This is a genomic window from Crenobacter caeni, from assembly GCF_010435965.1.
GTDB lineage: Bacteria > Pseudomonadota > Gammaproteobacteria > Burkholderiales > Chromobacteriaceae > Craterilacuibacter > Craterilacuibacter caeni.
The window spans coordinates 40140-55498 of sequence record NZ_JAAGAA010000002.1 but is presented as its reverse complement, the minus strand read 5'-3'; the positions used below and the strand labels follow the sequence as shown (position 1 = coordinate 55498).

The window sequence follows — 15359 nt, the reverse complement described above, 5'->3', positions numbered from 1 at the left end:
CGCCATGAGATTCCTGATCAGCAACGACGACGGTTATTTTGCCCCCGGGCTCGCCGCCCTGGCGGCCACGCTCGGCCGCCACGGCGAGGTGGTCGTCGTCGCGCCGGAGCGCGACCGCAGCGGCGCGAGCAACTCGCTGACGCTGGATCGGCCACTGACGCTGCGCCAGGCCGCCAACGGCTTTCACTACGTCAACGGCACGCCGACCGACTGCGTGCACCTGGCGGTCACCGGCTGGCTGGACTTCCGCCCCGACATGGTCTTCTCCGGGATCAACCACGGCGCCAACATGGGCGACGACACCATCTATTCCGGCACCGTCGCCGCCGCGACCGAGGGCTACCTGCTCGGCATCCCGTCGGTCGCCGTCTCGCTGTGCGGCAAGAGCGGGCAGAATTTCGCGACGGCCTGCCACGTCGTGGATGGGCTGGTCGAACGCTTCCGGGAGCGCCCGTTCGGCGCGCCGGTGCTACTCAACGTCAACGTGCCGGATATCCCGCTGCCGGCGCTCGCCGGCGTAGCGACGACCCGTCTGGGCCGCCGCCACCACGCCGAGCCGGTGATCCAGGCGCGCAACCCGCGCGGCGAAGCCGTGTACTGGGTCGGCGCGGTCGGCGCCGCGCAGGATGCCGGCGAAGGCACCGACTTCTGGGCCACCGCAAACAACCTGGCGTCGGTCACCCCGCTGTCGATCGACCTCACCGCGTACCCCCAACTGGACGGAGTCAAGGCATGGTTGCAACCGTAGGCCCGCGTGCGCACGGCTGGGGGATGATGTCGGAACGCACGCGTGCTCGGATGGTCGAGCGCCTCCATCAGGGCGGCATCCGCGACGAACGCGTGCTCGAGGCGATGCGGCGGGTACCTCGCCATGTCTTCGTCGACGAGGCGCTGGCCAGCCGCGCTTACGACGACGTGTCGCTGCCGATCGGCCACGGCCAGACCATCTCGCAGCCGTTCACCGTCGCCCGCATGACCGAGCTGCTGCTCACCGGCCGGCCGGCCGGCAAGGTGCTCGAGATCGGTACCGGCTGCGGCTACCAGAGCGCCGTGCTGCTGGAGAGCGGCGCCGACGTCTACTCGGTCGAGCGGCTGGGTCCCTTGCTCGCCAAGGCGAGGCAAAACCTGCGCGCGGCGAAACTCATCCACGCGCGGCTGGTCCATGCAGACGGCCACGCCGGTTTGCCCGACGTGGCGCCGTTCGACGGCATCATCATGACCTGCGCGGCGCGCTTCGTGCCGCAGGCGCTGGTCGACCAGTTGGCCGAAGGCGGCCGCATGATCATGCCGCTGGGCGACGACGAGCAGTACCTGCTGCTGCTCGAGAAGACCCCGCAGGGCTTGCGGCAGACCCGGCTCGACCCGGTCAAGTTCGTCCCCCTGCTCAGCGGTCGCGTCTGACCCGGCGGGTCCCCGAATCCAACGCGGACGGCGCACGGCGCCGCCCAACAGATGGCATGAACAGCATGAACAAGAACCGAAACCCACGCTCCACCCTGCTCAAGTTCGCCGGTACCGGCACCCTGCTCCTGCTGACGGCCTGCGCGCAGACCTCGCAGCCGGCCGCGCCCATCGTCAGCGGTGGTGCCCAGGCGCCCGCCTACGGCGCCGCACCGGCCACGCCCCAGATGCAAGGCAGCGCCGAGGCGATCGCCCTGCCGGCCGGCGCGTCCGCGCAGGCACTCGGCGCGAAGACGCATATCGTGCAGCCGGGCGAAAACCTGTACCGCATCTCGCTGAACAACGGCCTCAAGCATCAGGACGTCGCCCGCTGGAACGGCATGGAGACCTTCGACATCAAGGTCGGCCAGGTACTGCGCCTGACGCCGCCGGGCGGCACGCCGGCCATGGCCAGCGCCTCGCCCGCCGCCGCGCCGGTGGTCCGCGCCAGCCCGTCGCCGGCCCAGGCCGCGGTTGCCGGCGGCACGCTCAAGCCCTACCCGCAGGCGCTGAAACTGCCGTACAGCGCCCAGGCTGGGAGCGAGCTGGCCCGCCTGAGCGAAGGTGGTGCGGGTGCCTCGCCGGCCGCCAAGGCGCCGGCGCCGATTGTCGCAGCCGCTCCCGCTGTCGCGGCAGTACCGGCGGCCAAGCCCGCCGCCCCCGCCCCGGTGGCCGCCCCCGTCAAGCAGGCGGAAGCGCCGGCCAGCAAGGCCGCCACCGACAGCACGCCCCAGCCGGTGGCGGCAGGAACGGGCCGCTGGCTGTGGCCGACCGAGGGCAAGGTGGTCGGCCGCTTCAACGACAAGAACAAGGGGATCGACATCGCCGGCAAGGCCGGCCAGCCCGTCCTCGCCTCGGCCGACGGCAAGGTGGTGTACAGCGGCAACGGCCTCAAGGGTTACGGCAAGCTGATCATCGTCAAGCACGACAAGGAATTCCTGACCGCGTACGCGCACAACAGCGACCTCTTGGTCAAGGAAGGCCAGAGCGTCAAGCAGGGGCAGAAGATCGCGCTGATGGGCAATACCGACGCCGACCAGGTCAAGCTGCACTTCGAGATCCGCGAATTCGGCAAGCCGGTCAACCCGGAAAACCACCTGGGCAGCCAGCCCTGATTGGCTTTCCCGCCACACCCGGCGTCCCTTGCGCGCGGCGTCCCGTAACGGGCCGCCGCGCGTTTGCATTCACCGGCCGATTAGAGCAAACTCTATCAAAAGGTCATAATCTGACCGCCCGCCGCAAGCGCAAGCAAGTAAGGACGTTCCCTTGTTTTCCTGGCTCAAGAATCGCTGGCACCGCACCGGCCTGACCGCGTATATCACCCACAAGGACTGCCTCGGCCACAATATGGGCGTCGGCCATCCGGAATGCCCCGAGCGGCTGATCGCGATCCGCGACCAGCTGATGGCGTCGCAACTCTTTGACAGCCTGCAGGAGGTCGAAGCGCCGCAGGTGACGATGCAGCAGCTCACCCGCGTGCACCCGCCGCGTTACGTCGAGTACCTGGAAGCCTGCGCGCCGCATGTCGGCACCTTCCGCATCGACCCGGACACCGCGATGTCGCCGGGCACCCTGGCCGCCGCGCAACGTGCCGCCGGCGCGGTGGTCAAGGCGGTCGAGCTGGTGTGCGAGGACAAGGCGCCCAACGCGTTCTGCGCGATCCGCCCGCCGGGCCACCACGCGGAGAGCGCCAAGTCGATGGGGTTCTGCTTCTTCAACAATATCGCCGTCGGCGTCGCCCACGCGCTGTCGGTGTACAAGTACGAGCGGGTGGCGGTCATCGACTTCGACGTCCACCACGGCAACGGTACCGAGGAAATCTTCAAGGACGACCCGCGCGTGATGATGGTGTCGACCTTCCAGCACCCCTTCTTCCCGTATAGCGGCGACACGCCGGCCGGCAGCAACCCCAACCTGCACAATATCCCGCTGAAGGCCGGCAGCGGCAGCCGCGACTTCCGCGAGGTCGTCGAGACGGTCTGGCTGCCGCTGCTGCACGACTTCCAGCCGCAGATGCTGTTCATCTCGGCCGGTTTCGACGCGCACCGCGAGGACGACATGGGTTCGATGGGGCTGACCGAGGCGGACTTCGAGTGGGTGACCCGCCACCTGGTGCAGGTCGCCGACCTCTACTGCCAGGGCCGGCTGGTGTCGGTGCTCGAGGGCGGCTACGACCTCTCCGCGCTGGGGCGCAGCGCCGCCGCGCATATCCGCGTGCTGTCCGACCTGTAAGCGGCCGGCACGCGCACAAGACAAAGCCTGCTTGCCCCGCAAGCAGGCTTTGTTGCGGATGAGGCCACCGACGCTGGCGGCCGATCGCGTCACACGCCGATCTGGTTCAGCGGCAGCGCGGTGGTCTGCTTGAAATCCTTGAGCACGAAGCTCGACTTCACGTCCTCGACCCCAGGCTGCTGCAACAACTGGTCCATCACGAAACGCGAGAAGTGCTCGAGGTCCTCGAAGTACACCTGCAAAAGATAATCCATCTCGCCGGTCATCGCGTAGCAGTTGACCACCTCGCTCCAGCCCTGCACCGCCTCGATAAAGCCCTTGAGGCTGCTCCCCCCCCGCTTCTCCAGCTTGACCCGCACGAAGGCGTGCAGCCCCAGCCCGATGCGCGCCGGGTCCAGCAGGGCCACGTACTGGCGGATCACGCCCGACTCCTCAAGTTGCTTGAGCCTGCGCAGGCAGGGCGACGGCGACAGCGCGACCTTCTCGGCCAGTTCTACGTTGGAGAGCCGCCCGTTCAATTGAAGGGCGGCCAGCATTTTCAGGTCTGTTTTATCCAGCGCAACAGTCGGCATGATTTCTCCTGTAAAGACGATTTGTTTGTAATTTTTATCCGTGCAGGCCGGCGCGGCACACCGAGAACGCACATTAATTGCAGCGCTCCTACTCTAGAATGAAATGCCAAATTCAGTCCAGATAATGGTGTCAGATTGCGTCGTTTAGTGTTGCAAGGGAGAAACCGCCATGCTCGCAGCCCCTGCCGTCTCCAGGACATCCAGCACGCGCTGGCCGGATATCCACGGCGTGCCGGTACCGGTCTACGATGAGGCCGAACACGCTGTCTGGCGTACGCTGATCGGGCGCCAGCGCGCCCTGTGGCCCGGCCGCGCGTGCGACGAGTACCTGCAGGCCATCGCCGACACCGGGCTGATCTGCGAGCGCATTCCCCGCCTCGCCGACATCAGCGACCGCATCGCCGCGCACACCGGCTGGCAGCTGGTGCGCGTCGACGGCATCGTCCCCGACGATGAATTCTTCGCGATGCTCGCAGAGCGCCGCTTCCCGTCAACCGACTTCATCCGCGACGCCGCCGACCTCGACTACACGCCGGCTCCGGACATCTTCCACGACCTGGTCGGCCACGCGCCGCTGCTGATCCACCCGCGCTTCGCCGCCTTTTTTCAGCAATTTGGCGAAGCCGGCGTGCGCGCGCACAGCCTTGGCCACCCGGTACGCCACGCGCTCGCCCGCCTCTACTGGTACACCGTCGAATTCGGGCTGATCCGCACCGGCGAGGGCTTGCGCATCTACGGCGCCGGCATCCTCTCCTCGCACCAGGAAGTGGGCTACAGCCTGTCAGACGCGACGCGCAAGCACGCGTTCGATCCCGACCTGATCGCACGCACCGATTACGACGTCTGGCACCTGCAGGACGAACTCTTCGTGATCGACAGTTTCGACGCGCTCGAAGCAGGCTTCGCGCGCTGGACCGAACAAGCCGGGCTTTCCGGCTGAAACGGGACGGGGCAAAGACCCCGACCGTCCGACAACAAGCAAGGAGACAGCATGTTCAACCCCCTAGGCTGCGACGGCTTCGAGTTCGTCGAGTACACCGCACCGGACAAGGCCGGCATCGCCGAACTCAAGCGGCTCTTCACCACGCTGGGTTTCACCGAAATCGCGCGCCACCGCCACAAGGACGTCAGCCTGTTCCGTCAGGGCGACATCAACTTCATCGTCAACGCCGAGCACAGCCACCCGGCCCACCTGTTCGGCCAGGCGCACGGGCCATCGGCGTGCGCGATGGCATGGCGGGTCGAAAACGCCGCGCGCGCGTACGAATACGCGCTCGCCAACGGCGCGCGGCCGTACACGCACCCGGCCGGTTTCATGGAGCTGAACATTCCGGCCATCGAAGGCATCGGCGGCTCGGCGATCTATCTGGTCGAACCGCTGGCCAACGGCTGCGAGATCTACGACGTCGACTTCGTCGCGCTGCCCGGCGCCGATCGCCACCCAGCCGGCGTCGGCCTGCACTCGATCGACCACCTGACGCACAACGTGCACCGCGGCCAGATGCAGCACTGGGCAAGCTTCTACCAGGACATCGCCAACTTCCGCGAGATCCGCTACTTCGACATCGAAGGCAAGCTGACCGGCCTGCGCTCGATGGCGATGACCAGCCCGTGCGGCAAGATCCGCATACCGATCAACGAGTCGGCCGACGACAAGAGCCAGATCGAGGAATTCCTGCACGCCTACCACGGCGAGGGCATCCAGCACATCGCGCTCGCAAGCCACGACATCCACGCGACGGTCGAGGCGCTGCAAGGCGCCGGCGTGCGCTTTCTCGACACCCCGGACAGCTACTACGCGCGCGTCGACGCGCGCCTGCCCGGCCACGGCGAAGACGTCGAGCGGCTGCGCCGCAACCGCGTGCTGATCGACGGCGCGCCGCAGGACGGCGGCGGCATCCTGCTGCAGATCTTCACCGAAACCGTGATCGGCCCGATCTTCTTCGAAATCATCCAGCGCAAGGGCGACGAGGGCTTCGGCGAAGGCAATTTCAAGGCGCTGTTCGAGTCGATCGAGGACGACCAGGTCAGGCGCGGCGTGCTGCAGGAGACGTGAGCCGGCAAGGGGTATTTTTTGGAAAAGCGGGGTTTTTCCAAATTCACGCTTGACCATGCCGTTTTTGTCTGGTTAAATGCACGCCTCTGAACGCGATGCAGCAAAGGCGTGAAGGCCAATTAGCTCAGTTGGTAGAGCAGCGGATTGAAAATCCGCGTGTCCGTGGTTCGATTCCGCGATTGGCCACCAACCACCTTTACGCATTGCTTCGAGAGGCCAATTAGCTCAGTTGGTAGAGCAGCGGATTGAAAATCCGCGTGTCCGTGGTTCGATTCCGCGATTGGCCACCAGATTCCACGCCCGACCGTCACCGGCCGGGCGTTTTTCATTTCCGCCCTTCCCCCTAACGTCCCGCCAGGTCCGGCTCGCCCGACTGAGCGAGAACAGCCGCGCGCGCCGCGTCGCGCAGCGCAAGCGCCGATTGCCAGTCCGTACCGGCCGGAAACAGCGGCGGGTGGATCGTGACCGACAGCCGGGCAAAACGCGGCCAGCGCCGCTCGCCCGGCAACAAGGCGCGGGTCCCGCCCAGCGTCACCGGCAGCACAGGCGCCCCCGTGCGCGCGGCCACGAGGAAGGCGCCCATATGGAAGGGCAACAGCCCCGGCGCTTCGACTAAGGTGCCTTCCGGGAAGAACACCAGCGCGTCGCCCGCCGCGAGCCGCGCCTCGAGCGCTACTGAATCCTGAGCACCGCGCGCGGCATCGAAACGCTCGACGAAGGCTGCGCCCAGCCGGCGCAGCGGCAGCGCCGACAAGGCACCGTTCAGCAGTTCGCGCTTGGCGACGTAGCCGAAGCGCGCGGGTAGTGCAGCGCAAAGCAGCAGACCGTCGACGTAGCTTGCGTGGTTGGCGGCCACGACGACCGGCCCGTTCGCCGGCAACCATTCAAGCCCCTCCACGCGCGCCCGCAGGCCGGCGGCCGCGAGCGCGAGCCTTGCGCCTACGCGGGCCGTCTGCCGGCGCAGGCGCAGCGTCGGCCCCAGCGCGATCAGGCACCACACCAGCGGCACGCACAGCACGAACACCACCCACGCCCAACATGGCCACAAGACGCCAAGCGCCCCGCGCAACGCGGCACGCACGCTCGCCAGTGCGGCTGCGCCAGCCACCGCAGCCGCCTGGCGCGGCGCCGAGCGCGCCCGGCGCAGCAGCGTGCCCTGCTCGTAAGCCGCGCGGCAGGCCGCCCGGCGCAACTTGCCGCTGGACGTCTTGAAGACCGTCCCCGGCGGCGCGAGCACCACGTCGTCCGCCGGCAGCCCGGTCAGGTCGACGGCCAACGCTTCGACCTGCCGGCGGATCGCCGCACTCGCCGCCTCGTCCCGTACGCGCACTTCGGCGAGCACCACCAGGCGCTCGGTGCCGGCGCGCTCGTCGGTCGCGGCAAACACCACCACATTGCCGGCGCGTACGCCGGCGATGCGGCCGACCGCCTCCTCGAGTTCCTGCGGGTGGATGTTGTGGCCGCCGCGGATGATGATGTCTTTCTCGCGGCCGGTGATGAACAGTTCGCCGTCGGCCAGATATCCGAGGTCGCCGGTATTCAGCCACGCACCGTCGAACAGTTTCGCGGTGGCGGTCGGGTTGTCGAAATAGCCGGCGCACGCCGACGGCCCGCAAAACTGGACGCGGCCGACCCGCCGCTCGGGCAGCACCAGACCTGCCGCGTCGACGATGCGCAGCGCGTGCCCCGGCAAGGCGTGGCCGCAACCGGGCACGGCCTGCACGCCGGCATCGGCCGCGGGGGCAGGCTCGGCGACGCCGTCGTCGGCCAGCACGCGCCGCGCCACATGGTCGATGCGCGGCCCGCGCCCCACCGGCGGAAAAGCCAGGCCCACCGACGCTTCGGCCAACCCGTATACCGGCGACAGCGCCTCGCGGCGCAAGCCGTACGGTGCGAGGCGCGCGGCGAAACGCTCGAGCGTCTGCGGGCTGACCGCCTCGGCACCGTTGCACGCCATGCGCCAGGAGGAAAGGTCGAGCCCGGCCAGTTCCTCGTCACCGAGCTTGCCGGCGCAGATTTCGTACGCAAAGTTGGGCGCTGCCGACAGCGTACCGCGGTAGCGCGAGATCGCCTCCAGCCAGCGCACCGGCCGCGCGAGGAAGGCAAGCGGCGACATCAGCACCAGCGTGAAGCCGATCACCATGCTGCCAAGGCCGGCGCCGATCAGCCCCATGTCGTGGTAGAGCGGCAACCACGACACGAACACGTCGTCGGGCGTCGCCCTCGCCGCCTCCTGCATCGCGCGAAGGTTGGCGAGCAGGTTGGCGTGGCTGAGCATGACGCCCTTGGGCTCGCCGGTGCTGCCCGAGGTGTACTGGAGAAAGGCAAGGTCACTGCCCTGCCGGCGCGGCAGGGGCGGCAGGGCTCCTGCCGCGTTCAGTTCGCCGACGGTCAGGATGCCTGACAGCGCCGGGCAGCGGGCGGTCAAGGCGCTGGCGAACACCCGCGCACGCGGATCGGTCACCAGCCAGCGCGCGCCCGAGTTGGCAAGAATGGCGGCGATGCGGTGCAGATGCTCTTCCAGTTGCGCCGGACGCGCCGGCGGGTAGAGCGGCACCGGCACGCAGCCGGCGTAGAGCGCGCCGTAGAAGGCGGCAAAGAAGTCGAGCCCGGTCGGCAGCATCAGCGCGACGCGGCTGCCGGGCGCGGCGCCTCGTGCGAAGAGGCCGGCGGCGACCCCGCGCGCCGCGGCAGACAGCCGCGCGTAGCTGACCGCATCGTCCCGCCCCGCCTCGTCCAGCAGGTGGATATGCACGCGCCCGCCCTGATGGCGGACATGCCAGTCGAGCACATCGGTGAGCGTCGCGAGAGCGTGTGGCGCCGCCACGAACGCGCCGCCAAGCGAGGGTGCGCCCTCGGGTGCAGCCGCGCCTTGGCCCTGATCCGCGACCGCGGCGCAGGCCAGCACCACGAGGTCGGCCGGCGTCTCGGCGGCGAACGCGTCCTCCCCCAGTTGCACGCCCAGTTCGCGCTCGACGCGCGCAAAGAGTTCGACACGGGAGAGGCTGTCCAGGCCGAAATCGCGCTCCAGATGGTGATGGAGCCCGTAGCCCGCCACCTCAGGTGCGCCCGGCTTCAGCTCGCCGGCCAACTCGCGCACGATGGCCAGCAGACGCTCTTCGCGGTTCACTCTTTCCTCCTTCACAAACATCCGCCTCATGACAGGGGTGCGGCCATGGGGCGGGCAGCGGCGGTGCGACCCTGCTTCTGCCATCAGGTTAGCGTGTCACAGGTTGGCGCGTGCAGCACCGGCGCGCAGCACGCCAGCCTTGCCAAGCGGGTCGAGGACTTGATGATCCGCCTCGAACACCCCACGCTCTGCCTGAGCAGCTAAGCGTGCAGCGCAGCCGAAACGACGACGCCCGGCCAAAGCCGGGCGTCGTCGTTGACGGACAGTAGGAAACGGTTAACTGAACTGGCGGATATACGCGGCAATGCCGCCTAGCAGCATCTCGATCGAGATCGCGGCGAGCACGAGGCCCATCAGCCGCTCGAGCGCGGTGATCGCCTGCTCGCCCAGCAGTTTCTGCAGCCGGGTCGAAAACAGGAAGACGATGGTGGTCACCAGCATGGTGATGGTCAGCGCGCCCACCCACTCGAGCATGCGCTCGGGCTCGCGGGTCGCCATCAACAGCACGGTCGCCATCGCCGACGGCCCGGCGATCAGCGGGATCGCGATCGGCACGATAAAGGGCTCGCCGCTAACCTTGTCGCTGCCCAGCGCCCCGCCCTCGCCCGGGAAGATCATCTTGATCGCGATCAGGAACAGGATCACGCCGCCGGCGACGCTCAGCGACTCGTCGGTCAGGTGCATGACTTTCAGGAAGGTCTGCCCGCCGAACATGAAGGCGAGCAGCACACAGAAGGCGATCAGGCATTCGCGGTAGACCACCAGCCGCCGCCGCTCCGGCTTGACCTGCTTGAGCGCGGCAATGAACAGCGGGATATTGCCCAGCGGATCGGTGATCAGGATCAGCAGGATGGTCGCGGAAACGAAGGTTGATTCCATGGTCGTCAGACAAAACAGCACAAAATGATAAAGGCGTGCGAATTATCGCACGCCTTGACCCGTTATGCCGTCGCTTGGCGCGTGTTCACGGTTTCGCGAACGAAGGCGTTTTCAACGCCCTACGCCTCGTGAACAGGCGCTTAGCGGTTAGAGCCGGCGACCATCGGGATCACGAACAGACGGCAATCGAGCGCGCCGTTGTAGAGCGGGATCTTGCGCGCCGGCGTCAGCCGCATCAGCTTGGGCATGCGCAAGTCGCCGGTCAGGAAGTTCGCCGTCCAGCCGGCGAAGTGCTGCTTGAGCCAGCTACCCAGTTGCGGGTAGAGCTCGGCGAGCGCGTCCTGCTCGTCCAGGCGCACGCCGTAGGGCGGGTTGCACACGATCAGCCCGCTCTCGGCGAACGGACGCGCGTCGAGCACGTCGCGCTGCGCGAGCGTTACCGCACCGGCAAGCCCCACCCGACCCAGGTTGTGGCGCGCCTTCACCAGCATCTGCACCGCGCGGTCCGAGCCGTGGATGGCCAGCGGCGCCACCGGCTTCTCGGCCTGGCGCGCACGGGCCTTCACGCCTTCCCAGGCGACAGCGTCATAGCTTCTCAGCTCGGTGAAGCCGAATTCGCGTAAGCGCCCCGGTGCGCGGTTGAGCGCGATATCGGCCGCCTCGATCAGCAAGGTGCCGCTGCCCATCATCGGGTCGAGTAGCGGCTGGCTGCCGTCGTAGCCGGCGAGCAGCAGCACGCCGGCGGCGAGGTTCTCGCGCAGCGGCGCCTCGCCGGTCTCCTCGCGCCAGCCGCGCTTGAACAGCGGCTCGCCCGAGGTGTCGAGGTAGACGGTCGCCCACTCGGCGTCGAGGTAGACCTGGATGCGCACGTCCGGGTAGCGGGTGTCGACGCTCGGGCGCGCGTCCTGCGCGCGGCGGAAGCGGTCGCACACCGCGTCCTTCACCTTGAGCGACACGAAGTCCAGGCTGCGCAAGCCGCTGCCGTGGCCGTCGGTCTTGACCTTGATGGTGCGGCTGACGTCGAACCAGCGCGGCCAGTCGACGGAAAGCGCCAGCGCGTAAATGTCGCGCTCGTCGCGGTAGCGGCCGTGCGCGAGCCTGAGCAGCACGCGGCTGGCGGTGCGCAATTCGAGGTTGGCACGCATCATCAGCATCATGTCGCCGACAAAGCCCACGCCGCCGTCGCCCGCCTCGACACGTTCCGCGCCCAAAGCCGCCAGCTCGCGCGCGAGCACGCCTTCCAGCCCGCGCGGGCAAGGCGCGAACAGGTCGAGTTCACGCGGCGGGCGCACGGCCGCCTCGCGCTGGACGGGGGCGCGCCGCTCTGCGGGCGCCTCGGGCTTGCGCGCCTCGTGCTCGGCTGCCGGCCGGATGAAATGGCGGCCAGCCTGGCTGCGCTGGCGGGATCTGAAACTGGACATGCCGACTCCTTGAACAATCCCGCATCTTAGCGGATTTCGCGCGCCGCTTCCTGACCGCGCGGCGGCATTTGGGCTAACATCGGCGGTTTTCCCGCAAAAGATCGCCGCATGCAAGCGCAAGCCTTCGCCCCCCGCCTGATCGCCTGGCAGGCCGAACACGGCCGTCACGACCTGCCCTGGCAGGTGAACGACCCGTATCGGGTGTGGCTGTCCGAGATCATGCTGCAGCAGACGCAGGTCAGTAGCGTGCTCGAGTACTACCCGCGCTTTGTCGCGCGCTTCCCCGACGTGCAACGGCTTGCCGCCGCCCCTCAGGAAGACGTGCTCGCGCTGTGGAGCGGGCTGGGCTACTACAGCCGCGCGCGCAACCTGCACCGCGCGGCGCGCATGGTCGTCGACGTGTTCGGCGGCCGCTTCCCCGACACGCGCGAGGCGCTGGAAACCCTGCCCGGCGTCGGCCGCTCGACCGCCGCGGCGATCGCCGCCTTCTCCTTCAACGCGCGCGAGACCATCCTCGACGGCAACGTCAAACGGGTACTCACCCGGGTGTTCGGCGTCGAGGGCTGGACGGGCGAGCGCGAAATCGAAAAAGCCCTGTGGACGCTGGCCGAGACGCTGCTGCCACAGGACGCATCCTCGATGCCCGCGTACACGCAGGCGCTGATGGACCTGGGCGCGACCTGCTGCACCCGCAGCAAACCTGCCTGCCAGCGCTGCCCGTTCGCCGCCGACTGCGTGGCGCACCGCGAGGCACGCACAACCGAACTGCCGGCGGCGCGCCCGAAGAAGGCGCAGCCGACCCGCTACGCGACCTTGCTGCTCGCCTGCCACGCGGGCCGTGTGCTGCTCGAGCGCCGGCCGCCAACCGGCGTGTGGGGCGGCCTCATGTCGCTGCCCGAGCTGCCCGCCGGCGAGATGAGCGAAGTGTGGCTCGCGCAGTTAGGTACTGGAGAAGTGCTGCCGGCGTGGCCCGAATTCGTCCACGTGTTCACCCACTTCAAGCTGGTGATCACCCCGCAGCCGGTGCAGATAGATACGCTGGCGCCCTGTGCGGCGGACGACACGCGCCAGTGGCTGACGCCCGAGGCGGCGATCGCAGCCGGCGTGCCGACACCGGTGCGTCGTCTGCTCGAAGCGCTCAGTTCGGGTACACTGTCGGTCAGCCACCAGATCAGTACATAGTGATAGTCGTATGGTTTCCGTCGTCCGCCCTGTTGCCGATACCCTAGCCGACGCCGTCGACACGGCGGCGTGGCTGGACCGGCTCTCCGCTTCCCTACCCGCCGCCGAGGGCGAGCTGCTTGCCCGTGCCTTCGCCGAGGCGCAAACGATCTACCAGGACAAGACGCTGCCCTCGACCGGCGAAGACGTGTTCAGCCACGCGGTCGGTGCCGCCGCCATCGTCGCCGACCTCGACCTGCTGCCGGACGCGATCGCCGCGACCTTGCTGTTCGCGGTGCCCGACTACCGCGACAACGGCCATGAATGGCTCGCGCGCACCTTCAACCCGACCGTCGCCATGCTGGTCGAGGGCGTCGGCAAGGTGCGCCGGCTGACTGAACTGGCCCGCCTCGACCGGCTGGCCACGCCGGAAGACCGCGCGCGCCAGGCCGAGACCATGCGCAAGATGCTGCTGGCGATGGTCACCGATATCCGCGTGGTGCTGATCAAGCTCGCGTGGCGCACGCAGACCATGCACTACCTGCCAAAGGTCGACGACGAGGCGCTGCGCCGGCAGATCGCGACCGAGACCATGGACGTGTTCGCACCGCTGGCCAACCGTCTGGGGGTATGGCAGATCAAGTGGGAACTCGAGGACCTCGGCTTTCGCCACCAGGACCCGGACAGCTACAAGAAGATCGCCCGCCTGCTCGACGAGCGCCGGCTCGAGCGGCTCGACTATATCGAGCGCGTGCTGGACACCCTGCGCAGCGAACTGGCACGCGTCGGCGTGCACGCCGAGGTCGCCGGCCGGCCCAAGCACATCTATTCGATCTGGAAGAAGATGCGCAAGAAGAAGCTCGACTTCTCCGAACTTTACGACATCCGTGCGGTGCGCATCCTGGTCGACAAGCTGCAGGACTGCTACACGGCGCTGGGGATCATCCACAATATGTGGCAGCCGATCCCCGGCGAGTTCGACGACTATATCTCGCACCCCAAGGCCAACAACTACCGCAGCCTGCACACCGCGGTGATCGGCCCCGAGGACAAGGCGGTCGAGGTGCAGATCCGCACCTTCGAGATGCACGAGCACGCCGAATTCGGCGTCGCCGCGCACTGGCGCTACAAGGAAGGCGGCAAGGGCGATTCGGCTTACGAGGAGAAGATCTCGTGGCTGCGCCAGTTGCTCGACTGGCGCGAGGAGATCTCGTCCGAGCGCGAGGACCTGGCCGACGCGTTCAAGACCGAACTGTTCGCCGACACCATCTACGTGCTGACGCCGCAGGGCCGCGTGCTGTCGCTGCCGGCCGGCGCGACGCCGATCGACTTCGCGTACGCGCTGCACTCGGATCTTGGCAACCGCTGCCGCGGCGCCAAGGTCGAGGGGCAGATCGTCCCGCTATCGACCCCGCTTGCCAACGGCCAGCGCGTCGAGATCCTCGCCGCCAAGGAAGGCGGTCCCAGCGTCAACTGGCTGCACGAGGGCTGGGTCAAGAGCTCGAAGGCGATCACCAAGATCCGCCAGTACATCCGCCAGCAGAACGCCGACGCGATCCGCGAGACAGGCCACCAGCTGTTCGAGCGCGAACTCGCGCGCCACCCGGCGCACCACCCCAACCAGGCGGCGCTCGCCGAGAAGCTCGGCTTTACCAGGCTGGACGAGGTGTACGCGGCGCTCGGCCACGGCGAACTCTCCTTGCGCGCGCTGGCGCAGGCGATCGAGAGCTTCGCGCCGCCACCGCCCGAGCTCGCGCCGGAGGATCTCGTCAAGCGCAGCAAGGGCGGCCACAACGCGGGCGGCATCCTGATCGAGGGGGTCGACAACCTGATGACCATCCTCGCCGGCTGCTGCAAGCCGGCACCGCCAGACGCGGTGGTCGGCTTCGTCACCAAGGGGCGCGGCATCTCGATCCACCGCAGCAACTGCCTGACGCTCAAGCGGCTGTCGGCCGAGGCGCCCGAGCGGCTGATCACCGCCGACTGGGGCGAGCAGAAGAACAGCGTGTTCCCGATCGACATCGAGATCATCGCGCGCGACCGCGCCAGCCTGTTGCGCGACATCTCGGACACCCTGTCGCGCGAGAAGCTCAACGTGATCGCGATCAACAGCCAGACCAAGGACGCGCGCGCGCGCATGCGCTTCACGGTCGAGGTGCGCGGCGTGCAGGAAATCAGCCGGGTGATCGCGCATATCAACGAGATCCAGGGGGTGCAGGAGGCGTACCGCTGCTGAGGCGGAACGGGAATGCGTCGCGTTTTGTGCTTTGCACAAAAAACTGCTTGCCATTCCGTGATGCAATGCACATAATTCGTATCGCATCATCACGTCGCACCTCATGCACGTTTTGGTGTTGTCTCCTCCATCCTCCTTCTTTAGGTGGAACTTGGCGCGATCTAACCGATTGCGCTTTTTTTTTGCCCGGCCGGCGCCCCTGATATGCCATAAAACTAGACAGCCGACACCG

Annotated in this window: 12 protein-coding genes and 2 tRNA genes; 10 read left to right on the top strand and 4 right to left on the bottom strand. The window is 67.9% G+C overall.

All coding sequences use genetic code 11. The annotated features are described in order from the left end of the window. Positions 1 to 4 precede the first annotated feature (4 nt). From surE to GZH52_RS02225, 4 genes are all read left to right on the top strand, one after another. Complete coding sequence (gene surE, locus GZH52_RS02240) at positions 5 to 748, top strand: 5'/3'-nucleotidase SurE (RefSeq protein WP_163314891.1); 744 nt, start codon at positions 5 to 7, stop codon at positions 746 to 748. Then, on the top strand, positions 733 to 1401 hold the full coding sequence (locus GZH52_RS02235; RefSeq protein ID WP_163314890.1) for a protein-L-isoaspartate(D-aspartate) O-methyltransferase: 669 nt from the start codon (positions 733 to 735) through the stop codon (positions 1399 to 1401). The genes surE and GZH52_RS02235 overlap by 16 nt, the downstream gene beginning before the upstream one ends. A 65-nt stretch (positions 1402 to 1466) precedes the next feature. After that, complete coding sequence (locus GZH52_RS02230; RefSeq protein WP_163314889.1) at positions 1467 to 2555, top strand: peptidoglycan DD-metalloendopeptidase family protein; 1089 nt, start codon at positions 1467 to 1469, stop codon at positions 2553 to 2555. 151 nt (positions 2556 to 2706) lie between these two features. Next, positions 2707 to 3672, top strand: coding sequence for a histone deacetylase family protein (locus tag GZH52_RS02225; protein WP_163314888.1), 966 nt, complete (start codon positions 2707 to 2709; stop codon positions 3670 to 3672). Between the two features lie 89 nt (positions 3673 to 3761). On the opposite strand, the gene GZH52_RS02220 is transcribed toward GZH52_RS02225, so the two are convergent. Continuing rightward, the gene (locus GZH52_RS02220; RefSeq protein WP_136553568.1) at positions 3762 to 4244 is read right to left on the bottom strand and encodes an Lrp/AsnC family transcriptional regulator; all 483 of its coding nucleotides are present in this window, start codon (positions 4242 to 4244) and stop codon (positions 3762 to 3764) included. A 169-nt stretch (positions 4245 to 4413) separates the two neighbouring features. Between GZH52_RS02220 and GZH52_RS02215 the strand changes: the two genes are divergently transcribed. The 4 genes from GZH52_RS02215 to GZH52_RS02200 all read left to right on the top strand — a co-directional run bounded on the left by GZH52_RS02215 (position 4414) and on the right by GZH52_RS02200 (position 6590). Next, the gene (locus tag GZH52_RS02215; RefSeq protein WP_163314887.1) at positions 4414 to 5184 is read left to right on the top strand and encodes a phenylalanine 4-monooxygenase; all 771 of its coding nucleotides are present in this window, start codon (positions 4414 to 4416) and stop codon (positions 5182 to 5184) included. 51 nt (positions 5185 to 5235) lie between these two features. Then, a complete protein-coding gene (gene hppD / locus GZH52_RS02210) occupies positions 5236 to 6300 on the top strand; it encodes a 4-hydroxyphenylpyruvate dioxygenase (RefSeq protein WP_163314886.1) in 1065 nt (354 codons plus the stop codon). 113 nt (positions 6301 to 6413) lie between these two features. Further along, positions 6414 to 6489, top strand: a tRNA-Phe gene (locus GZH52_RS02205). A gap of 25 nt (positions 6490 to 6514) precedes the next feature. Beyond that, positions 6515 to 6590 (top strand) — tRNA-Phe (locus tag GZH52_RS02200). A gap of 53 nt (positions 6591 to 6643) precedes the next feature. On the opposite strand, the gene GZH52_RS02195 is transcribed toward GZH52_RS02200, so the two are convergent. The 3 genes from GZH52_RS02195 to GZH52_RS02185 all read right to left on the bottom strand — a co-directional run bounded on the left by GZH52_RS02195 (position 6644) and on the right by GZH52_RS02185 (position 11730). Next, the gene (locus GZH52_RS02195; protein WP_203525590.1) at positions 6644 to 9430 is read right to left on the bottom strand and encodes an AMP-binding protein; all 2787 of its coding nucleotides are present in this window, start codon (positions 9428 to 9430) and stop codon (positions 6644 to 6646) included. Between the two features lie 276 nt (positions 9431 to 9706). Beyond that, positions 9707 to 10309 (bottom strand): MarC family protein, encoded by a 603-nt coding sequence (locus GZH52_RS02190; RefSeq protein WP_163314885.1) that lies wholly within the window; start codon positions 10307 to 10309, stop codon positions 9707 to 9709. Positions 10310 to 10449: 140 nt separating this feature from the next. Further along, positions 10450 to 11730, bottom strand: coding sequence for a THUMP domain-containing class I SAM-dependent RNA methyltransferase (locus GZH52_RS02185; protein ID WP_163314884.1), 1281 nt, complete (start codon positions 11728 to 11730; stop codon positions 10450 to 10452). A 108-nt stretch (positions 11731 to 11838) separates the two neighbouring features. Between GZH52_RS02185 and mutY the strand changes: the two genes are divergently transcribed. Both mutY and GZH52_RS02175 read left to right on the top strand, forming a co-directional pair. Continuing rightward, positions 11839 to 12912, top strand: a complete 1074-nt coding sequence (gene mutY / locus GZH52_RS02180; RefSeq protein WP_163314883.1) for an A/G-specific adenine glycosylase — start codon at positions 11839 to 11841, stop codon at positions 12910 to 12912. 10 nt (positions 12913 to 12922) lie between these two features. Further along, positions 12923 to 15127, top strand: a complete 2205-nt coding sequence (locus GZH52_RS02175) for a RelA/SpoT family protein (protein ID WP_163314882.1) — start codon at positions 12923 to 12925, stop codon at positions 15125 to 15127. Positions 15128 to 15359 lie beyond the last annotated feature (232 nt).